Annotated in this window: 16 protein-coding genes; 9 read left to right on the top strand and 7 right to left on the bottom strand. The window is 69.1% G+C overall.

Features of this window, described 5'->3' with window-relative positions; genetic code table 11:
- Nucleotides 1–74: 74 nt before the first annotated feature.
- From Ssi02_RS05430 to Ssi02_RS05415, 4 genes are all read right to left on the bottom strand, one after another.
- A complete protein-coding gene (locus tag Ssi02_RS05430) occupies nucleotides 75–1,013 on the bottom strand; it encodes a CPBP family intramembrane glutamic endopeptidase (RefSeq protein ID WP_204021675.1) in 939 nt (312 codons plus the stop codon).
- A 121-nt stretch (nucleotides 1,014–1,134) separates the two neighbouring features.
- Nucleotides 1,135–2,514 carry a glutamate-cysteine ligase family protein gene (locus Ssi02_RS05425; RefSeq protein ID WP_239128614.1) on the bottom strand — a complete coding sequence of 460 codons (1,380 nt, stop codon included), beginning with the start codon at nucleotides 2,512–2,514 and terminating at the stop codon, nucleotides 1,135–1,137.
- A 283-nt stretch (nucleotides 2,515–2,797) separates the two neighbouring features.
- The gene (locus Ssi02_RS05420) at nucleotides 2,798–3,436 is read right to left on the bottom strand and encodes a response regulator (RefSeq protein WP_204021671.1); all 639 of its coding nucleotides are present in this window, start codon (nucleotides 3,434–3,436) and stop codon (nucleotides 2,798–2,800) included.
- Entirely contained in the window at nucleotides 3,433–4,659 is a 1,227-nt protein-coding gene (locus Ssi02_RS05415) for an ATP-binding protein (protein ID WP_204021669.1), read from the bottom strand. The genes Ssi02_RS05420 and Ssi02_RS05415 overlap by 4 nt, the downstream gene beginning before the upstream one ends.
- 178 nt (nucleotides 4,660–4,837) lie before the next feature.
- Here Ssi02_RS05415 and Ssi02_RS05410 point away from each other — a divergent pair, with 178 nt between their 5' ends.
- The 8 genes from Ssi02_RS05410 to Ssi02_RS05375 all read left to right on the top strand — a co-directional run bounded on the left by Ssi02_RS05410 (nucleotide 4,838) and on the right by Ssi02_RS05375 (nucleotide 15,450).
- The gene (locus Ssi02_RS05410; RefSeq protein ID WP_204021667.1) at nucleotides 4,838–6,529 is read left to right on the top strand and encodes a PspC domain-containing protein; all 1,692 of its coding nucleotides are present in this window, start codon (nucleotides 4,838–4,840) and stop codon (nucleotides 6,527–6,529) included.
- Nucleotides 6,519–6,740 carry a hypothetical protein gene (locus Ssi02_RS05405; RefSeq protein ID WP_204021665.1) on the top strand — a complete coding sequence of 74 codons (222 nt, stop codon included), beginning with the start codon at nucleotides 6,519–6,521 and terminating at the stop codon, nucleotides 6,738–6,740. Before Ssi02_RS05410 ends, Ssi02_RS05405 begins: the two co-directional genes overlap by 11 nt.
- Before the next feature lie 141 nt (nucleotides 6,741–6,881).
- Nucleotides 6,882–7,358: a (2Fe-2S)-binding protein gene (locus Ssi02_RS05400; protein WP_204021663.1), complete on the top strand. Its 477-nt coding sequence runs from the start codon at nucleotides 6,882–6,884 to the stop codon at nucleotides 7,356–7,358.
- Complete coding sequence (locus tag Ssi02_RS05395; RefSeq protein WP_204021661.1) at nucleotides 7,355–9,712, top strand: xanthine dehydrogenase family protein molybdopterin-binding subunit; 2,358 nt, start codon at nucleotides 7,355–7,357, stop codon at nucleotides 9,710–9,712. The genes Ssi02_RS05400 and Ssi02_RS05395 overlap by 4 nt, the downstream gene beginning before the upstream one ends.
- Entirely contained in the window at nucleotides 9,709–10,578 is an 870-nt protein-coding gene (locus tag Ssi02_RS05390) for an FAD binding domain-containing protein (protein WP_204021659.1), read from the top strand. Before Ssi02_RS05395 ends, Ssi02_RS05390 begins: the two co-directional genes overlap by 4 nt.
- A 69-nt stretch (nucleotides 10,579–10,647) precedes the next feature.
- Complete coding sequence (locus tag Ssi02_RS05385) at nucleotides 10,648–11,427, top strand: SRPBCC family protein (protein ID WP_204021657.1); 780 nt, start codon at nucleotides 10,648–10,650, stop codon at nucleotides 11,425–11,427.
- 163 nt (nucleotides 11,428–11,590) lie between these two features.
- Nucleotides 11,591–14,362, top strand: coding sequence for a bifunctional glycosyltransferase/CDP-glycerol:glycerophosphate glycerophosphotransferase (locus Ssi02_RS05380; RefSeq protein ID WP_204021655.1), 2,772 nt, complete (start codon nucleotides 11,591–11,593; stop codon nucleotides 14,360–14,362).
- Nucleotides 14,362–15,450 (top strand): glycosyltransferase, encoded by a 1,089-nt coding sequence (locus tag Ssi02_RS05375; protein WP_204021652.1) that lies wholly within the window; start codon nucleotides 14,362–14,364, stop codon nucleotides 15,448–15,450. Before Ssi02_RS05380 ends, Ssi02_RS05375 begins: the two co-directional genes overlap by 1 nt.
- Before the next feature lie 278 nt (nucleotides 15,451–15,728).
- Here the strand turns inward: Ssi02_RS05375 and Ssi02_RS05370 are convergent, their stop codons facing one another.
- Nucleotides 15,729–16,571, bottom strand: a complete 843-nt coding sequence (locus tag Ssi02_RS05370) for an SDR family NAD(P)-dependent oxidoreductase (protein WP_204021650.1) — start codon at nucleotides 16,569–16,571, stop codon at nucleotides 15,729–15,731.
- Between the two features lie 87 nt (nucleotides 16,572–16,658).
- Between Ssi02_RS05370 and Ssi02_RS05365 the strand changes: the two genes are divergently transcribed.
- On the top strand, nucleotides 16,659–17,225 hold the full coding sequence (locus Ssi02_RS05365) for a TetR/AcrR family transcriptional regulator (RefSeq protein ID WP_204021649.1): 567 nt from the start codon (nucleotides 16,659–16,661) through the stop codon (nucleotides 17,223–17,225).
- A gap of 528 nt (nucleotides 17,226–17,753) precedes the next feature.
- Here Ssi02_RS05365 and Ssi02_RS05360 read toward each other — a convergent pair.
- Complete coding sequence (locus Ssi02_RS05360; protein ID WP_204021647.1) at nucleotides 17,754–18,800, bottom strand: sulfotransferase family protein; 1,047 nt, start codon at nucleotides 18,798–18,800, stop codon at nucleotides 17,754–17,756.
- Nucleotides 18,801–18,825: 25 nt separating this feature from the next.
- Nucleotides 18,826–20,091, bottom strand: a complete 1,266-nt coding sequence (locus Ssi02_RS38555) for a CDP-alcohol phosphatidyltransferase family protein (RefSeq protein ID WP_239128613.1) — start codon at nucleotides 20,089–20,091, stop codon at nucleotides 18,826–18,828.
- Nucleotides 20,092–20,153 lie beyond the last annotated feature (62 nt).

Genomic DNA, 20,153 nt, shown 5'->3' with positions numbered 1-20,153 from the left:
CCCCGGCCCAAGGTCATGCAAGCCGCATCCTCGCGCCCGCAGGCTTCCCCGGCCCAAAGCCCAGTCGCCCGGCGTCAGACCGAGGTCGCGGCTCCCGGCTCCCCAACGTGGCGGCGCCCGCCGCGGAAGGTGAGCCGGGCGAAGACATAGCCCAGGGAGTTGGTGGCGAGGTGCAACATCGACGGGCCGAGCAGCCCGTGCCTGCGCCGCAGTTCGCCGAAGAGCGCCCCGGCCAACCCCGTGGACACCACCGTCCCTGCCACCGTCCGGACGACGCCGTTCACGCTCGGCACGGGCGCGGACACGGGCGCGGGCGCGGACATGGGCGCGGACATGGGCACGGGCGCGGACACGGACACGGACACGGACACGGGCGCCGGGCCTGACTCGCCCGAACGCACCTCGCCCACCCCTGCCTCGCCCGAGTCCGCCTCGCTCAGGCGCAACGTGCCCGCCCCCGTCCCGCCCGAGCGCACCTCGCCTGAGCCCGGCTCCCCAGTGGCCTCCTCCTGGCCGAAGACCAGGTGTGCCAGGGCGGGGTTGGACTTGGCCATGTCGATCGCGGGTAGCACGTGCCACAGGCCGAACAAGGCCGAGGAGAGGGCGATAGCCGTACGGTCCCCGTGCCGTCGGGCGAGGTGGCCGTGGAGCACGCCGCGGAAGGCCACCTCCTCCAGCAGCACGGTGCCGACCGGCACCTGCAAGAGCACCGCCTCAAGGGCCTCGGCGCGCGACAGGGACAACGCGCGCTCGTCGCGGAACAGCGGCCGGGTGTAGGGGATGGTGACGCCCGCGCCGTAGACCCCGGCCACCGCGCAGGCCAGCGCGCCGCCGACCTTGGCCCCTCGCGAGGTGCGGTGGAAACCCAGCTCGTCCCAGGTGAGCCCCGACTTCCTGGCCATCGCGACGAGCGCGGCCCCCGCGACGGCGGAGGTGAGCGGCGCGAGGCGGGGCGCGACCCGGTTGTTCAGCACGTTCGCCGCTACGAGCACGGCCAGCGATCTTCCCAGCACTCCTGCAAGCCTAATGCGGTGGTCCAGGTACAGACGTCCACACCCTGGTTGTATCCGGCGGCACCAGGCACCAGGCACCAAAAGAACAGTCCCAGGGCGACCTCGCGGGTGGCCGGGGAAGTCAGCCGGGGGTGCCCCAGGTGTGGACCGGCTCGTTGCTGTGCATCCGCTCGACGTAGTCCAGGGTCATCCGCCGCAGCGCCTCCTCCCTGCCGAGGCCCTCGTAGGCCCTCGCGGTGGCGACCTGCCAGCCGGCGCCGGTCATGCCGGTGAGGCAGCGGCCCTCGATGACCCCGAGCAGGCGGTCGCGCACCTTGGGGTCGACCCCCCACAGGTCCAGCCCCTCGTGGGCGAGGGGCAGCAGGCGGCGCAGGATCAGCTCCGAGGCGGGCACCTCGCCGACGCCCGGCCAGTAGAGGCGGGCGTCGAGCCCGTAGCGGGCCGCCGCGAACATGTTGTCCTCCGCGGCGGCGAACGACATGCGCGTCCACAGCGGCCGTTCGGCGAACGGCAGGACCCGCATGAGCCCGTAGTAGAAGGCGGCGTTGGCCGTGACGTCGAGCACGGTCGGCCCGGCCGGCAACACCCTGTTCTCGACCCGCAGGTGGGGGCGGCCGCCGACGACGTCGTAGACGGGGCGGTTCCACCGGTAGACCGTTCCGTTGTGCAGGGTGAGCTCGGCGAGTTCGGGGGTGTCGCCGCGGTCGGCGACCTCGACGGGGTCCTCGTCCTCGCAGATCGGCAGCAGCGCCGGGAAGTAGCGGACGTTCTCCTCGAAGAGGTCGAAGACCGAGGTGATCCAGCGTTCGCCGAACCACACCCGGGGCCGCACCCCCTGCGCCTTCAGCTCGGCGGGCCGGGTGTCGGTGGACTGCTCGAACAGGCACAGCCGGGTCTCGCGCCACAACTCCTTGCCGAAGAGGTAGGGCGAGTTGGCGGCCAGGGCCACCTGCGGCCCGGCGATGACCTGCGCGGCGTTCCAATGGGTGGGGAAGTCCTCGGGCGTCACCTGGAGGTGCAGTTGCACGCTGGTGCAGGCCGCCTCGGGGGTGATGCAGTCGGCGTAGGTGTCCAGCCGCTCGACCCCGTCGATCGACAGATGGAAGTCCTCGCCCCGGGCCTCGAAGATCTGCTCGTTGAGCAGCTTGTACCGAGGGTTGGCCGACAGTGTCCCCTCGCGCACGTCGGACTCCTGGAGGCTGGGCAGAATGCCCACCATGACCAGGTGGCCCCCCACGGACGCCGCGATCTCCTCGGCGCGGTTGAGGCGCTGCCTGATCGACTCCTCCAGGTGACGGGCGGCGTCCCCGGCGAGCGACTGCGGCGGAATGTTGATCTCGACGTTGAACTGCCCGAGCTCGGTCGCCCAGTCGGGCTGGGCGATGGCCTCAAGCACCTCGGCGTTGCGCATGGCGGCCTCGCCGCGCTCGTTCACGAGGTTGAGTTCGATCTCCAGGCCGATCATGGCACGTTCGAAGTCGAACTTGGACTCGCGCAACATACGTGCGAAGACGTCTAGGCACCGCCGCACTTTGTCGCGATATATCCGCCGATCCTCCCGACTGAACACTCGAGCTGGCACATCGCGACCCATATGGCAGACCTCCGGGTGGGCACCAAGTGATCCACCAATCCCCTTACCCAGAGTGCAAGTTCTTATCCCAAACACCCCAAAGGGTGCGTACGGCAGAAGCCAAATAGGCCACGCACCCCAGGCCGGACACCCAGCCCCAGCCCCAGCCCCAGGCCAGACGGCTCAGGAGAAACGGACCAGACCCAGCAACCTAGACGAGACGTCTCGCGTTGGCCCAGCGGGAGAGCTCATGCCGATTGGAGAGCTGAAGCTTCCGCAAAACGGACGACACGTGCGTCTCCACGGTCTTGACCGAGATGAAAAGCTCCCTCGCGATCTCCTTATAGGCATACCCACGCGCGATCAAACGCAGCACCTCGCGCTCCCGCTGGGTCAGCGAGTCGAGCTCAGGGTCGATCGGCGGCGCCTCGGTGGAGGCGAAGGCGTCAAGCACGAAGCCCGCCAGGCGCGGCGAGAACACCGCGTCCCCCTCGGCCACCCGCCGGATGGCGTCGGCCAGCTCCCGCCCGCTGATCGTCTTCGTGACGTATCCCCTGGCGCCCCCACGGATGACCCCGATGACGTCGTCCGCCGCGTCCGACACAGAAAGCGCCAGGAACCGTACCTGCGCCCCGGAGCCGAGCACCCGGCGCAGCACCTCCTGGCCGCCGCCTCCCGGCATGTGCACGTCGAGCAGCACTACGTCCGGCTGAAGTCTCGCGATCTCCGCCACCGCGGACTCGACGTCCTCGGCCTCGCCGACGACCTCGACGGCGTTGCCGAGTTCGGCACGGACACCCGCCCGGAACAGGCGGTGATCATCGACGATCAGGACCTTGACGAGGCTCACTGCGTCTCCAGCTTCATGGTCAACATCACTTCCGTACCCTCACCTGGCTCTGTGCGAATGCGGGCGGTTCCGCCGTGCCGCTCCATGCGTCCGATGATGGATTGGCGAATGCCCATCCGGTCCGCCGGCACCGCGTCCAGGTCGAAGCCCTTGCCGCGATCCCTGACAAAGATCGTAATCTCCTCCGGTTCTGCCTCCGCATAAACGGACACTACCGGCGACTCCGAGTATTTGGCGGCGTTGACCATCGCCTGTCTGGCCGCCTGCAATATCGCGGAGAGCTGCGGGTCCAGCGGCCGGTCGCCCACGCAGACCACCTCGATGGGCACCCCGTGCGCGTCCTCCTCCTCGGCCGCGACCCTGCGTACGGCGGCGGCCAGCGTGGCGTCGGCGTCCTGTTTGGGCTGGTAGAGCCAGTTGCGCAATTCGCGCTCCTGGGCTCGCGCCAGGCGGCTCACCTCGCGGGAGTCGTGGGCGTTGCGCTGGATCAGCGTGAGTGTGTGCAGCACCGAGTCGTGCACGTGCGCGGCCATTTCGGCCCGCTCCTCCTGGCGGATACGTTCGCGCCGCTCCTGCCGCAGCTCCTTCCAGAGCCCGGCGAGCCAGGGGGTGGCGATCAGGATGAGCCCGCCGACCACCACCGCGGTGAACAGCAGAGCGTTGCGCGCCTGCGCCAGCCCGCCCTCGGCGGCGAGCACACCGATCGCCCCGATGACCACGAGGGCCATGCCGAGCACCGTGCGCACGCGGTTCTTGCCCGCACCGGAGGAGGCCCCGCGCATCCAGCGCTGCCTGCGGTTCGGGTCGGCCTGCTGCCAGAGGATCAACGCGCCGATGCCGGCGACCGCCACCGGCCACGCCGTGATGCTCTGATTGGGCGAACCGGGCGAACCGGTCAACCAGCCGATCGCCAGCAGCGCGAACGCGATCGCTCCGAAGGCGGCGAGCTGGCTCCAATCGCGGCTCGGCGGCGGCCCCTCGTGCTCACGCTGCGGGGTGAACAGCCACAACGCCGCATAGGCCACCGCCCCCAGGCCGTTGGCCATCGTCAGCAGGACAAACGTCAGCCGCAGCACGACGGGGTCCAGCCGGAGCTGCTCGGCGGCCCCCTGCGCCACACCGGCCACCAGCCGTCCCTCCACCGGCCGGGTCAGCCGTGGATATCCGGGGTTGTCCTCAGGCGACGGGGTCGGCGCGTCGCGGAGGGTCTGTCGGTCAGCCATATTGCCAGCATCGTCACATGTCAGCCCATTGATCGCATCAGGGCTTGGCCCTGAGACCCCCCTGACCCGATGCTCTAGGTGAGGCCGGGGCAGGAGGGGCACACGCGCACGGCGACTCGGGGACGTCTCAGGGGTGTCCCCGATGCCGACCGCCCTTGTCAGAGGCGACGATAGTGACATGACGGACAGCGGGCCCGATCCCAGCTTGACCGCCCAGGGATCGGCCGGCGCCGACAGCCCCGAGGCGGCGACAACCAATACGGCGAGCACCAATACAGCGACCACCACGGCGGCACGGCCGCAGCCACTGCTGCGGTCGAACCAGGGCCGGGTGTTCACCGGCGTGTGCGCCGGCCTCGGCCGCCACGCCGGAATCGACCCGGTCCTGTTCCGCGTGACGTTCGCCCTGCTGAGCGTCGCCTCCGGCACCGGCCTGATGCTTTACGCCGCCGCCTTCCTGCTCATGCGCAACGCGCAGGGGCGACCCGGCCTGATCGAGCAGTGGACCCGCCGGGCCTTCGACACCGAGATCGTGCTGGCCCTGCTGACCGCGGTCTTCGCCTTCGGGATCATCATCAGCCTGGCCTCCGGCGGCATCGGGATAAGCACGCTGATACTCGGCACGGTGCTCGCGATCACCTTGCTGGCGGCCCGCAGCCGCGGCGTCGAACTGCCCGCCCTGGTGCGCTCGCTGCCCGAGTGGATCGGCACGTGGCGCTCGCGCGGCGCCAAGCTCCCGACCGACCCGATGGACTCGGCTGTGCCGTACGGCACGGCGGCCGCGTGGGCCGACGCCCCCACCCCGGCCGGGCCGCGGCCGGTGCCGTCGCGGCAGGACACCGGGGCCTACACCGCGGTGTCGATACTCGTGGACCGCGAACCCGCCGCACCGGAACCCGCGCGGACCGAGCAGACGGAGCGGACGGAGCGGACGAGGACCGAAAGGGCACACTCGGCGCCCGCGGCTCATGCGGACGAGCCCCCGGTGACACCTCCGCAGGGCTTCGCCGTACCTCCGCCCGGCCACGCCCCGCCGCCCGACGACCGGCCCCACTATGAGCGGACCGCCGACGGCGTGGGGTACGGCGCGGCCAGCGAGCCGTTCGCCCCGCGCGGGCCCTATCAGCAGCACGCGCACCACGAGCAGTACGGCGGGCCCGCCGGCTACGACTACTCCACCCCCTACCCCCGTCAGTACGACGCCCCCTTGTTTCCCGCCGCCCCGGCCACCCCACCGGCGAAGAAGAAGAAACGGAAGCGACCGAAGTCCTACGTCAGCGCGCTGACCCTGTGCCTGGCGATGATCGTTGGAGGCGTTGTCGTGGCCAACGAATCCGTTCCCGGCCCGGTGCTTCCCTCCGTGGCCGGCGGCGCCATGCTTGTCACGATCGGCTTGGGTCTGCTGGTGGCCACGTGGTTCGGCCGGGGCGCCGCGCTCGTGGCGGCCGGCACCATCATGTCGGTTGTCCTGGTGATAGGAGCCACAGTGGGCGGTGTGCAGAAGAAGGTCGGTTCGGCGCGGTGGATGCCGACGACAGTCGCGGAGGCGGAGAAGACCTATGCGCTCGGCATCGGCGAGGGCACCCTCGACCTCAGCGATCTGAGGCTGGAGCCGGGCAGCCGGACGACCTTCAACGCCTCGATCTCCTTCGGGGAGATGACCGTGATCCTCCCGCCGACGGCGCGGGCGGAGGTCACCGGATACGTGCGGTTCGGCGACGTGCAGATCGACCACGCGGTGGTGGGCGGCACGGATGTGCGGCACCACAAGATCCTGGAGCCGGAGGTGCGGCCGAAGGGGGCCGTGCCGACGATCGTGCTGGAGGTCCGGGCCGGGGTCGGCGACGTGGAGGTGCGCCGTGCCGCCTGAGGTCGAACACGCTGAGAGGCGTCCGCGTCAACGGCACCGCACCGACTGGATGGCCCTGCTGAGCGGGCTGCTCTTCATCGCCATCGGCATCGCGGTCATGTCGGGCGAGGCGACCGACGCGGTGGTGCTTTTCCCGATTCTGGTCGTCGGCCTGGGGTTTGCGGGGGTTGTGGCGATCATCGCGCGAGTGATCAGAGGACCGGAGCGCTGATCCTCGGCAGCCGGCCGCGTGCTGGCTAAGCTGGCAGGTCACGGCGGGAGTGCGCCTCGCGTGAGCGGTCAGGGGGTTGGACCGGGAAGATCCGGAGCGTAGTTTCGCTGTATCGGTCCCCCCTCGCTCATGGGAGAACCAATGCCACGGATCACCGTCACCGTCGACGGAGTCGGCTATGAGGAAGAGGTTGAACCTCGTCTTCTGCTCGTTCACCTGCTCAGGGACACACTCGGCAAGACCGGCACCCCCATCGGGTGCGACACCACCAACTGCGGCGCCTGCACCGTGCTCATGGACGGCAAGAGCGTCAAGAGCTGCTCCGTTCTGGCCGTGCAGGCCGATGGATCGGAGATCACCACCGTCGAGGGCCTCTCGGCGAACGGCGTCTGGCACCCCATGCAGCGGGCCTTCCACGAAGAGCACGCGCTGCAATGCGGCTTCTGCACCCCCGGCATGATCATCGCGGCGATCGACCTCGTGCGCACCGACCCCGACCCCGACGACGCCACCATCAGGGAGGGCCTGGAGGGCAATCTCTGCCGGTGCACGGGATATTGCAACATCGTCCGCGCTGTACGCCGCGGCGCCCAGGAGATGGGGGTGAACACCCCGTGACCGAACAACTCACCCGCGAACCGGCCACCGGTGAGGTCGGCCGGGCCCGCCGCCGCAAAGAGGACGCCAGGCTCATCACCGGGCGCACCCAGTGGACCGACAACATCCACCTGCCCGGCATGCTGCATGTGGCGTTCCTGCGCAGCCCGATGGCTCACGCGAAGATCCTCCGTGTGGACACCTCGGCGGCGCGCGGCCTGCCCGGTGTCGTCGCGGTCTACTCGGGCGAGGACTTCGCCGCCGAGCAGGGCAGCCTGCCGTGCGCGTGGCCGGTCAGCGACGACTGCGTGATCCCCGAGCACCCGCCGATGGCCGTCTCCCGGGTGCGCTATCCGGGCGAGGCGGTGGCCTGCGTGGTCGCGACCGACAGATATCGGGCGGCGGACGCTCTAGAGGCCATCGAGGTCGACTACGAGCCGCTGCCCGCCGTACTCGACATGACCGGCGCGCTCACCGACGCCGCTCCGAAGGTGCATGAGTCCGGCAACAAGGCGTTCACCTGGAAGTTCGCCGGCGGGGACATCGACGCCGCGCTCCAGGACGCGCCCGTGGTCGTGGAGCGCACCTATGTGCAGCAGCGGCTCATCCCCAGCGCCATGGAGCCCCGCGCCGTGGTCGCGACCACCGACGGCGACTCCTTCACGCTCTACTCCGCCACCCAGATCCCGCACATCCTCCGGGTGATGGCGGCCCTGACCACCGGCATCCCCGAGCACAAGCTGCGGGTGATCGCCCCTGACGTCGGCGGGGGCTTCGGCTCCAAGCTCCAGGTCACGGCGGAGGAGATCCTCGCCCTGCTGATCACCCGCCGCCTGGGGCGCCCGGTCAAGTGGACCGAGTCGCGCAGCGAGGGCAACCTGACCGTGCACCACGGCCGCGACCAGCTGCAGCGCATCACTGTCGCGGCCGACAGGGACGGCCGCCTGCGCGGCCTCAAGGTCGATCTCCTCGCCGACATGGGCGCCTACCTGATGCTGGTGACGCCGGGTGTGCCGGTGCTGGGGGCGTTCATGTACAACGCGATCTACAAGATGGACGCCTACGATTTCACCTGCACCGGGGTGTTCACCACCAAGATGCCGACCGACGCCTATCGCGGGGCGGGCCGGCCCGAGGCCACGTTCGCCATCGAGCGCATCATGGACGAGCTCGCCGCCGAGCTCGGCCTCGACCCCCTCGACCTGCGGCGGCGCAACTGGATCGCCCACGAGGAGTTTCCCTACACCACGATCGCCGGGCTGACATACGACTCCGGCAACTACGAGGCGGCAACCGCCAAGGCGATGGAGCTCTTCGGCTATGAGGAGCTGCGGGCCGAACAGGCCGCGCGCCGGGAGGCGGGCGATCCGGTGCAGCTCGGCATCGGCGTCTCGACATACACCGAGATGTGCGGCCTGGCTCCCTCCCGGGTGCTCGGCGCGCTCGCCTACTCCGCGGGCGGGTGGGAGCACGCCTCCGTGCGCATGTTGCCCACCGGCGCGGTCGAGGTCGTCACCGGCACCAGCCCGCACGGCCAGGGCCACGTGACCTCCTGGAGCCAGATCGTGGCCGACGCGCTCGGCGTGCCGTTCGAGGCGGTCACGGTGCTGCACGGCGACACGGCCGTGTCGCACAAGGGCATGGACACATACGGCTCGCGCTCGCTTGTCGTCGGTGGCGTCGCCGTACTCCGGGCGTGCGAGAAGGTGAAGGAGAAGGCGCGGCGGCTCGCCGCGCACATGCTGGAGGCCGCGGCGGAGGACATCGAATTCGACGCCGGGTCGTTCCGGGTGAAGGGCACGAGTGCCGCCAAGAGCATCCAGGAACTGGCGTTCGCCGCGTTCGCCGCGCACAACCTGCCGGACGGTTTCGAGCCCCGGCTCGACGCGGACGCCACGTTCGACCCGGAGAACTTCTCCTATCCGCACGGCACACACCTCTGCGCGGTGGAGGTGGACACCGAGACGGGCATGTCGAAGATCCGGTCCTACGTCGCGGTGGACGACGTCGGCAACGTCGTCAATCCGCTGATCGTGGAAGGGCAGGTGCACGGCGGGCTCGCGCAGGGCATCGCGCAGGCGCTCTACGAGGAGGCCGTCTACGACGGGGAGGGCAATCTGCTCACCACGACTATGGCCGACTATCTGCTGCCCACGGCGCTTGACCTGCCGGATTTCATCACCGACCGCACCGAGACGCCCGCCACGACCAACCCGCTCGGGGTGAAGGGCGTGGGCGAGGCCGGCACGATCGCCTCGACACCCGCGGTGGTCAACGCGATCGTGGACGCGCTCAGGCCGTATGGCGTGACCGACGTCCGCATGCCCTGCACCCCCGAGCGTGTCTGGCGCGCGATTCACGGGAGTTCGTCATGATTCCAGCGGCTTTTGACTATGCCCGGCCGTCCTCCCTCGGCGACGCCGTCGAGGCCCTCACGGACGCCGGGGAGGACGCCAAGGTGCTCGCGGGCGGCCAGTCGCTGCTGCCGCTGCTCCGGCTGCGCCTCGCCTATCCGACCGTTCTCATCGACCTCGGCAGGGTGCCCGAACTCCAGGGCATCGCGGACGAGGGCGACCACATCCGCATCGGCGCCATGGCCACCCACGACGACGTCGTACGGTCACCCCTCGTCAACGCCGCATGCCCGTTGATCGCCCTCGCCACGGCCACGGTGGCCGACCCCGCCGTGCGCCACCGCGGCACCTTCGGCGGGGCTCTCGCCCACGCCGACCCAGCGGGCGACCTCCCGGCGGTGGCACTCGCGCTCGACTGCGTGTTCCTCACCCGCTCGGCCTCGGAGGGCAGGGAGATCCCGGCCGCCGAGTTCTTCGTCGACTACCTGGAGACGGCGATGGATCCCGGGGAGATCCTCGTGGCGGTCAAGGTGCCCAAACTCGGGGCGGGGTGGGGCTATCACTATGAGAAGTTCCACCGCACGGCCCAGTCGTGGGCGACGGTCGGCGTGGCGGCAGCCGTACACCGGGACGACGGCACCATCCAGGACGTCAAGGTCGCGCTGACGAACATGGGGTCGACCCCCGTGCGGGCCGGCGCGGTCGAAACGGCGGTCCGGGGGCTCGACCCGCACGACGCGACGTCGCTCGCCGCCGCCTGCGACCAGGCCGATCAGGGCACCAGCCCGCCGGCCGACCTGCACGCCCAGCCCGACTACCGGCGGCATCTGGCCCGGGTGCTCACGCGGCGCGCGATCCGCCGGGCCGCCGACCTGGAGCCAGGTTGATCTGATGGACAATGCCCATCGGGCGCCGCGCAGATAGTGTTATTAGGGCAGACAGAACGGAGCCGTCCCATGGCGATGCGATTCGAGCATGAATTCTCGGTACCGGTCCCGGTTGAGCAAGCCTGGTCGGTGTTGCGGAACGTCGAGCGGGTCGCTCCCTGTCTGCCCGGCGCGGCCCTGGACAGCGTCGAGGGTGACGACTTCACCGGCCGCATGAAGGTCAAAGTGGGGCCGATCACCGTGACCTACCGCGGCGAGGCCAGCTTCCAGGAGGTCGACAAGGACAACTACTCCCTGTCCATCAAGGCGGCGGGCAAGGAGTCCAGAGGCACGGGCACGGCCAGTGCCACCGTCACCGCGCGCCTGCACCCCCAAGGGGACAGCACCAAGGTCACCGTGGTGACCGACTTCAACGTCACCGGCCGGCCCGCGCAGTTCGGGCGCGGTGTCATGGCCGAGGTCGGCGGAAAACTGATCGACCGGTTCGCCGAGAACCTCTCGGCTCTGCTCAGCGAGGGCGTGCCTGAGACCGCCGAGCAGCCCCTCATGACGACGGCCGAGTCCAACGGCTCGGCTCCCGCCGTACCCGTCACCGTCCCGTCCGTGGACCCCGCCCACAACATCAACGCCGCCGACGAGGGCGAACGCGCCTCCGTGCGACACCTCCCGACCGACCCGCGTCCCGCCGGCACCGTGCGCACCAGCCGCTCCGCCGAGGAGGAGGCCCTCGACCTGCTCGAAATCGCCGGCGCCCCCCTGCTCAAACGCGCCGCCCCGGTCCTCGCCGGGCTCGCCGCCCTTGTCGCGCTGCTCTGGGTCTTCCGCCGGCTTTTCACCCGCCGCGGCTGAACGGCGGCGCCATTCCCCTGATCGACCAGATCAGTCCGATAAGCGTAAACAACCATGTCCTGCGAATTATGTACTGACAAAGAAACAGTCGACAGTTCATAAGGCCGGACAACTTTGGACTTACGCTCGGGATTAGCTCAGGTCGGGTCAATCAGGGGGACGCATGCCGAGCTGTAGCGTGGTCGTGATCGTTTACAACGATGCGGAGCGGCTGCCGCGTGCGGTGCGGTCGGTGCTCAGGCAGTCGTTGCACGATCTTGAGGTGATCGTCGTCGACGACGCGAGCACCGACGGCACGGAGTGCGTGGCGCGGGCGCTGACCGAGGAGGACACGCGGGTCAGATATGTGCGGCGGCCCGTGAACAGCGGGGGATGCGGAGCGCCGCGCAACGAGGGACTCGACGAGGCTCGCTCGCCTTATGTGATGTTCGTGGACAGCGACGACGAGCTGACCGCGCACGCCTGCAAAAGCATGATGACCGAGCTCGAACAGACCGGCGCCGATTTTGTGACCGGGCAGATATCCCGCCTGTTCGAGACGACGGGCAAAACCCAGCGTTATTATTCCCGGCTTTATCGGCGCCGGACCGTGCGCGGCATCGCGAACGCCCCCGAGATGTTCCTCGACAGTTTCTCCACCAACAAGCTCTACCGCACCGATTTCCTGCGTGCACGGGGGTTGAGGTTCCGTGAGGACCTGCATTACGAGGACCATGTGTTCACCGCGGAGCTGTTCGCCGTGGCGAAGACTTTCGCCGTCGTGCCGTGGCCGGTCTATCTGTGGCATCGGGCACCCGACGGCGAGGGGCCGCGCACCTCGATCTCCCTCAGCATCCGGGAGATGGACAATGTGCGCCACCGCGTCGAGGCCGCCCGGATCAGCGACGACATTCTGCGCCGCCACGGGTTGCCCGAGTTGGTGCCCGAGCGGCACGACCGCTTCATCCGCCAGGATCTGCGGGTCTATCTGAGCCCGCTGGCGCTGCGCGACCGGCCGTGGGTGAAGGAGTTCGCCGCGATGATGCGGCCCTATCTGGAGGAGATCGGCCAGGAGGTCGTGGAGCGGGCCGACCCCATGATGCGGGTGTGCTGCCACCTCATCATGGCCGACCGGATCGACGATCTGCGAGTGGCGGCGGCCTCCCTGACCGGGCCGAACGCGCCGCCGCGGGTGGCGCTGGTGCGCGACGGCCGCACCCATTGGGGGTCTCGGCCCGACGAGCGGCTCGACATCACGCCGCTGCGCCTGGCCGAGTTGCCGTTCAGCGCCTCGCGGCTGCGCCACGAGGTGGAGGAGTTGGCCGCGGAAGGCTCGGCGGTGACGTTGCGGGTGCGCACGTTCGACCCCTTCGGGGTGTTGTGCGACCTCTCCAGCTGGTCAGCGCATCTCCGTCTCAAGACCGGCGAAGTACGGCTCAAGCCACGGCGCCAGCCGAACGGCACCTACCTCACCGACATCCGGCTCGACCTGGCGGCCATGCCGAGACCGGGACGATTCAAGCTGGGCTATGACGGGTCACATGATCCAAGCATTTCCATCACCCGCCACGCCGACCGCCACAGGACCGCGGACCGCCTCCTGATGAACCACGACCTCGAATCCGTCCAGGTGAAGGCCGGCTCCCACACGGTGACGATCGGCTGCCAGGCTCCCGCCGGGTGGCTGCGGATGCGGTGGCAGCGGGCGGGCCTGCTGCGCCACGCACGGCGGATCGTGCCCCTGGGCCGCAAAGTGATCAAGGAGCTCGGCCGCCCCGAGGTCAAACTCAAGGTCTACAAGGGCCTGATCCGGGTCGTACCCGTCAAAGCTGACCTGGCGCTCTTCGAGGCCGACTGCGGCAAGGGTTACACGGGCAATCCCCGCTACATCTATGAGGAGATCCGCCGCCGGGGGCTCCCCCTCAGGGCCGTGTGGTCGGTGTCCAAGGGTCGAGCGGCGTTCCCCCCGGAGGTGACGCTGGTGCGCCGGATGAGCTGGCGCTATGTCTGGACCCTCGCCCGCGCCGGCGTCTGGGTGGACAGCCACAACCTCCCCCTCGACTTCCCCAAGCCCAAAGGCACCCGCTATTTGCAGACCTGGCATGGTCAGGGCATCAAAACGGTCGGCTACGACTCACCCGACCTGCGCGCCGACCTCCCGGGCCCGAGACGAACGTGGCGTGCCGCGGTGGCCCGCTGGGACGCGCTGGTCTCCCCCGGCGCGGAGTTCGAGCGGGTCTTCCTCCCCTCCAACGACTACACCGGCCCGGTGCTGCGCTTCGGCTCCCCCCGCTGCGACGTGCTCGTACACGGCGACGACGGCGCCGCCCACCGGGTCAGGGCCGGCCTGGAGATCCCTCCCGGCACCCGGCTGCTGCTCTATGCCCCGACCTATCGCGACCAGGCCAAAGGCTCCGGCCGGTCCGTCCGAGCCGACCTTGAGGAGATGGCGCGGCACCTGGCCGGCCAGTGGGTGGTGGCGCTCCGCCCCCACCCCGTGGAGCGTTACCGTGTGCCGGAACACCTGCGGCATTTCGTACGGCACGCCGGAGCCTATCCGGAGATCAACGACCTGATGCTGGCCGCCGACGCGCTGCTCACCGACTATTCCTCGGTGATGTGCGACTACGCCGTCACCGGCCGGCCCATGATCTTCCTCGTCGACGACTGGGACGAGTTCCGGCTCACCGCCCGCGGCGTCTACCACGACCTGCCCGCGATCGCCCCCGGCCCCTGCGTTACCACCACCGAGGAGATCGTCGCCGCCCTGAACGACCTGCGCAAGGTCAGCGCCGACCACGCCGAACGCTACGTACGCTTCCGCCGCCTCTGGTGCGCCGACGAAAAAGGCCACGCGGCGGCCCGCGTGGTGGAGGCCTTCTTCGACACCGGCCCCCCGAGGGTCACGTTGCAACGCCGCCCCCTGCTGGTCCCCGCATCCGCCGGAGGCCGCTGATGATCGCCGCGAACGGCCTCTCCCTGGCCTTCATTTGCCTGGACGCCGACACATTGGGCGGCATGCAACGCGTCACCCACACCGTGGCCCACGGCCTGGCGTCCCGCGGCTACGAGGTGCACGTGGTCGGCCTGCACCAGGCCACCCACCCCTTCCGCTACATCCGCACCCCGGCCTATCGGCACCACGTCATCCACCGCTCCACGCCGGGCCGTCTCATGCGCCGCGCTGGCGACCGCACCCTGAAGAGACTCCTCAGCCGCCTGTCCCCCGGCTACACGATCATGACCTCCCCCAGCGTGGTCTCCCGCGTGAGCGACCTGGTGCCGCCCCACCTGCACCGCATCGGGCAATACCACGGCTCCTACGAACACGCCCGCGGCTCATGGCACCTGGGGTCGATCCGCCGCCACTACGGCCACCTGGCCCAGGCCGTCTTCCTCAGCGACGACGACGCCCGGCGCTTCGCCGACCACGCGCTGCTCCCCAACACGCACCACATTCCCAACCCACTCGCCACCTGGCCCTGCAACGTCTCCCCCCTGACCACCCGCCGGGTCCTGGGCGTCGGCCGCCTGGAAGGCGTCAAACGCTTCGACCGCCTCATCACCGCCTTCGCCCACGCGGCTCGCGCCGTACCCGACCCGTGGGAACTCCACCTCATCGGCGACGGCACCGAACACGACCGCCTGGCCGCTCACGCCGCCCACCACGGCGTGTCCGACCGCGTCGTCTTCCGCGGCCGGGTCGCCGGCGATGAGATGGCGGGCGAATACACCAAGGCCTCACTCGTCGCCGTGTCCAGCGAACACGAAGGCCACCCCCTGGTCCTCGGCGAAGCCGCCTCGTACGGCCTGCCCTCGGTGGCGTTCGACATCTCGGGGGGCATCCGCACGGCAGTGGCCGACGGCGGCATCCTCGTCCCCCCGGGTGATGTGGAGGGGTTCACCACGGCGCTGACCTCGTTGATGCTCTCCCCCGCCAAGCGCCGGGCCCTCGGCCACAGCGCGCGTCTCAACGCCAGACATTTCCGCTTGGACCAGGTGCTGGACGAGTGGGAACAACTCTTCACCCACATCGCCCGCTGACCTCGGCGAATGGCATCCGTACCACCCGCTGACCTCCCCCTGAGACCGCAGGATGGCATCCGTACCACCCGCTGACCTCCCCCTGAGACCGCAGGATGACGTGGGTCAGGACCCGTCTGGTGATCTGCGGATTCTCCACCCGCCCCCGATTGCCGGTACGGCGGAAGCCACCGAAACCAGGCCGGCGGTCCTCAACAGCCGACGACCCGCTGAGCTGTCACTCCCTGACGGGAATCGCAGTGGCCGAAACTTTGATCTTGCGCGTGCCGCGGAATGCGCTACCGAATTACGGTTATCTGCTCAAGCAGGTTCGTTGTCACGCTATCGAGGCGGGCCGCATTGGCCGGGTCGAACTCCTTGGCGGTCAGCCGCAGAGGTTTGCCCTGCTTGTAGGCGGTGATGGCGGGTCCCGGCGCGTTGTCCAACAGCGCGGCGATCGGCACAATCGCCTTGCCGACCGGTGTGGCGAAGAGCCGGGCGAACGCCTTGACGACAGCCCGCTTGGGCTGCGGCAACGGATCGGCCAGACTCGTGTTCACGAAGCCGGGGTTGTAGAGGACATAACGCGTGCGGGCCGCCGGATAGCGAGCGGGGAACGCGACTCCAAGCAGGTCGTTGCAGCGAGACGCCTGCATCGCCGCCCGCATCCCCGTATAGCCCTTGCGCCACTGAAGGTCGTCCCACTTGACGTGCCCCGGCACGCCACCCGGTCCGGCGATGTTCATCACGACGGGCGCCTCGGCGCGTTCCAGATGTTCCATCAGACCGTGGCAGATGACGAAGCGGCTCAGATAGGCCAGCGCGAAGGTGAACTCCAGCCCGTCCACCGTCTCCTCGCGCGTTGAACGGAAACGCTGGGTCGCGAACACCAGGCCGTCCACGGCCTCGGTAGTCGCCTTCACCTCCTCCACCACGTGCCGCATTCCCGCGACGGTGCTCAGATCGGCCCGGAGAAACACGGCCCGGCCCTCGGCGCCGAGCCCGCGCGCCTCGGCGAGAAAAGCGCGCCCTTTGGCTTCCCCACTGGCCACGGCGATCACCTTGTCCCCACGCCGCAGAAAATGCAGCCCCAGCCCCTTACCCATGCCGTCCGTGCCGCCAGTGATCACGTATGTGCGCATCCCAAAGCCCCTAAGTCATCGACCGATGACAAGAATGCTAGGCACATCGCATAGATAAGTCAACGTCCGATGACTTACGATGACTTCATGGACCAGCCGAAACGCCGCGACAAGGCCGCCACCCGCGCCAAACTCCTCGACGCCGCCCGCCTCCGCTTCGCCCGCCACGGCTTCGACGGCACAGGAGTGCGCGACATCGCGGCGGATGTGGGCGTCGATCCGGCCCTGGTCTTCCGTTACTTCGGCTCGAAGGAGCAACTTCACGAGGAAGCCCTGCGCGTGGAGATCCCAACCGGCCTCACAGACGACCCGGCGCGCCCACTCACCCACATCACCGACACGTTGCTACACGACGTCGTCTTCGCCGACTGGGAACAGTTCGCCGGCGAGCACCCACTACTGGTGATGCTGCGCTCCGCAGGACGCCCGACCATCCGCGACCAGATGCGGCAACAACTCTGCGAGGGCTACCTACCCGACTTCGCCGAGCGACTGGGCGGCGACAACCCCGCCCTACGGGCCGAACTGGTAGGCGCCCTACTGATCGGCATGGGCGTAATGCGCACGATTCTCAACACCCCCGCCCTACACAACGCCTCCTACGAGGAGACCCGCACCCTGGTCACCCGCCTGATCACCGCCTTGTCCGACTAAACCGCCCCATCAGACGCCCGCTGGCCACCTGACTGGCCACCACCCATCCGGCTAAACCCGGCCTCCTACCGGACGCACCCCGATCGCACGACAGCGCCTTGTCCGCTCCCCGGTCCCATCTGCCCTACCTGTGATCCGGCGTCGTAGATGCCCTCAGGCCAAACAAAGAGTGTGACGTGCTCACTCCTCACTTCTCCAGCCAACACAACGCCTCCCCCGGCAAGACACACGCGCTCGTCCCGAGCGAGGGCTCGACAGACCACATGGCGTCCCGGAAAGAGAGCCGCATTGTCCGGCTTCGCGCTAGGCAGGGCTTGGCAGACCACATGTCGTCCCGAAAGAGGGCCAGGAGGAGCACACAACCTAACGGTTCGCCCGCATTCCTCCCGAGCGAGGGCTCAGCAGACCACGCGGCACCCCGAAAGAGGACCATGTGACCTGGAACGGTATGCCTGCACTGAGTCAGGGCTCGGCAGATCACGTGACGTTCCGGGAGGGGGCCACGTGATCTGCCTGAGCTGTGAGTCGCTAATGCGTGACCAACTCGCGTGCCGGGGTGGCCTGTTGGGGGATGCCGGCGAGGGCGCGTTGGCCGGAGGTGAGGAGGGCGGCGATGGGGGCGGGTTCGCGCATGCGGCTGAGGCGGTCGCGGACGTCGCGGCGGACGCGACCGGCGCGACGGCGTTGGGCGGTGCGCTGGTAAGTGAGGAGTTGATCCCTGGGGAGGCGGGGAACACCGGACAACTCGTAGCCGTTGGCCACGAGCCGGCCGCCGAACATCTGCTCGCAGAGTGCGATCTCCCAAGACTCCAGGCGGGTCACCCAGCTGCCCACCTTGGCGCGGGTCACATCGGCGTGGGTGTTGCTGTGCCACACCTTGTGCACAGGGACGGCGACGCTGGCGGCCTCGCGCGGTGAGCACATGGCGGGGTCGAAGTCTTCGCCGAGAAAGACGCAGAGCCTTTTGAGCTCGGTCTCGGGGTCGGCCGTCAGGTCTTCGTAACGCAGCTCGTAGTAGGTGTCGGCGGGCAGACGGCGCGCATATCGGCGGCCGAAGTCGATGGCCTCGGCCCAGGTGGCGACGGCGTGGTAGACATCCAGGGTGTACCACGGCATCTCTTTCAGAGAGGCCACGCAGTCACGCCCATCCCTGATCAAATGCACGAACTGCGCGTCGGGGAAGAGCCTGAGCAGAATGTCGATCTGCTTGATGTAGCTCGGCCGCTTGTCGCCCCAACGGGCCTTGCCGTATTTATCGGCGTAATCGCGGAAGGCGGCGCCGATCACCGAGCCGAGGGAGCCCGGCCCGGCCTCGGCGTGCTCGACGAACTCCTCACCGTCGACACCGAGGTCGCGGAACTTGGTGGAGCGGTCGTTGACAATCCACTCGGCCAGCCCACGCCTGGCCGACGCCTCACGCATGTCCCCGAACACGCGGCGGCGGTAATAAGCGGGAAGCAGGAACCGGGTCTCCGGCGGCACGGCCATCCGCGGATGCGAGTGCAGCATGAGTTGCAACATCGTGGTGCCGGAGCGCGGGCAACCGATGACGAAGACCGGCCTGTCTGATTGCATGACTGTAGACCCCCGTTAATTCCGTTCAGGCGAGCGCGTGTTCGTGGCTCTTTTCGGCGGGCACGCCCGCCCCCCTCGTGTAGAGCCACATCCGATAGACAAGGAAGATCTCGTTGGCCAGGAGCAGGGCACCGGCTCCGACCGAGACGGGGACGAGCGCGTGCGCGCCGATCAGTGGGGCGACCACGAACACCGCGGCGTGAAACTCGATGCCGCTGATGAGGTGGCTCCGCACCCGATGCCGGGCGAGAAAGCGGTCAAACCGGCGGAACGGGCCCCCACCCTGCTCCGCCGGATCCTGTGCGTGCTCGGTCGCCACATCACGACCCGTCTCAGCCTCGTGCAGGACGTGCGAGTGCGCGACAAACGGCCCCCCGGCCTGCCCCGCGTCACGACCTGTCTCAGCCCCGTGCACGGCGTGCGCATGCGGGGCGAACGGGCCACCACCTTGCCCCGCCGACCCCTGCGGGTGTCCGGTCGCCACGCCATGACCCGTCTCAGCCTCGTGCACGGCCCGGGGATGCATGGTCTGGGGATGCACGGCCTGCGCGTGCGCCGTCTGCCGCGTGGCTGCGCTGCCCGGGTGAGGTGTGTCGACCCGCACCGCCTCCATCTGGACGGTGTCCATGAGCGAGAGGTGCACCCGGTCGTGCGCATGACCGGCAAGCCCCTCACCGGCGGCGGCGAACCGCATCGCGGGAACGGCCGTGCCCGCCTGGGCACCAGCCGGAGCACCCGCCTCGCCGAGTGTCTCGGCACCTGTCATGGATGCCTCCTCGCGGGGACGTGGGGCGTAGAGGGCGCGGCGGTGCCGCTTGACCGTGTCGCGCACACGCTTCATCTGCGGCGCGTTGACATAACGGAACAGGTCGAGAACGGCGATGCCCGCGCCGACCAGCACGAAAAGGATGTCCCCTGTCGCCGCGTATTGCCCGTAGGCGAGACCCGCAGCGCAGAACACCACGCGAATGCGGTCGCCGACATAGTCGAGCCAGAGGCCGAACGGTGTGCCTGTGCCCTTGAGCCGGGCGATCTTGCCGTCTATGCAGTCGATCATGAAGCTGAGGTAGAAGAGCAGGGCGCCGGCCCACAGCTGGTTGGCCGCCAGCAAGGCGGCGGAGGCCATCCCAAGGACCAGGGCGAACACCGTGAGTGCGTTGGGCGTGATCTGCGTCCGGTTCGCGACGCCCAGGGCCAGACGACAGGCCGGGGGGTCGACGACGAACACCGTCCACCACGAATCGCGCCGCTTGCGTGCGGCGTGGATGTCCTCCAGGGAAAAGGTCCTCATGAGCCCCAGCATGGCCACGCTCGCCGCACTCTCTGTCACTCTCTGTGACTCTTAGGCGATCT

Origin of the sequence: Sinosporangium siamense (assembly GCF_016863435.1) — a bacterium.
Lineage (GTDB): Bacteria > Actinomycetota > Actinomycetes > Streptosporangiales > Streptosporangiaceae > Sinosporangium > Sinosporangium siamense.
The sequence above is the reverse complement of the archived record's forward strand: the minus strand, read 5'-3'. Positions and strand labels throughout refer to the sequence as shown.

Excerpts from the sequence above, each read along its gene's own strand:
- Ssi02_RS05425 (WP_239128614.1), bottom strand. The coding sequence starts at position 2,514 with ATGTTGCGCGAGTCCAAGTTCGACTTCGAACGTGCCATGATCGGCCTG.
- Ssi02_RS05415 (WP_204021669.1), bottom strand. The coding sequence starts at position 4,659 with ATGGCTGACCGACAGACCCTCCGCGACGCGCCGACCCCGTCGCCTGAG.
- Ssi02_RS05410 (WP_204021667.1), top strand. The coding sequence starts at position 4,838 with ATGACGGACAGCGGGCCCGATCCCAGCTTGACCGCCCAGGGATCGGCC.
- Ssi02_RS05400 (WP_204021663.1), top strand. The coding sequence starts at position 6,882 with ATGCCACGGATCACCGTCACCGTCGACGGAGTCGGCTATGAGGAAGAG.
- Ssi02_RS05390 (WP_204021659.1), top strand. The coding sequence starts at position 9,709 with ATGATTCCAGCGGCTTTTGACTATGCCCGGCCGTCCTCCCTCGGCGAC.
- Ssi02_RS05385 (WP_204021657.1), top strand. The coding sequence starts at position 10,648 with ATGGCGATGCGATTCGAGCATGAATTCTCGGTACCGGTCCCGGTTGAG.
- Ssi02_RS05380 (WP_204021655.1), top strand. The coding sequence starts at position 11,591 with ATGCCGAGCTGTAGCGTGGTCGTGATCGTTTACAACGATGCGGAGCGG.
- Ssi02_RS05375 (WP_204021652.1), top strand. The coding sequence starts at position 14,362 with ATGATCGCCGCGAACGGCCTCTCCCTGGCCTTCATTTGCCTGGACGCC.
- Ssi02_RS05370 (WP_204021650.1), bottom strand. The coding sequence starts at position 16,571 with ATGCGCACATACGTGATCACTGGCGGCACGGACGGCATGGGTAAGGGG.
- Ssi02_RS05365 (WP_204021649.1), top strand. The coding sequence starts at position 16,659 with ATGGACCAGCCGAAACGCCGCGACAAGGCCGCCACCCGCGCCAAACTC.
- Ssi02_RS05360 (WP_204021647.1), bottom strand. The coding sequence starts at position 18,800 with ATGCAATCAGACAGGCCGGTCTTCGTCATCGGTTGCCCGCGCTCCGGC.
- Ssi02_RS38555 (WP_239128613.1), bottom strand. The coding sequence starts at position 20,091 with ATGAGGACCTTTTCCCTGGAGGACATCCACGCCGCACGCAAGCGGCGC.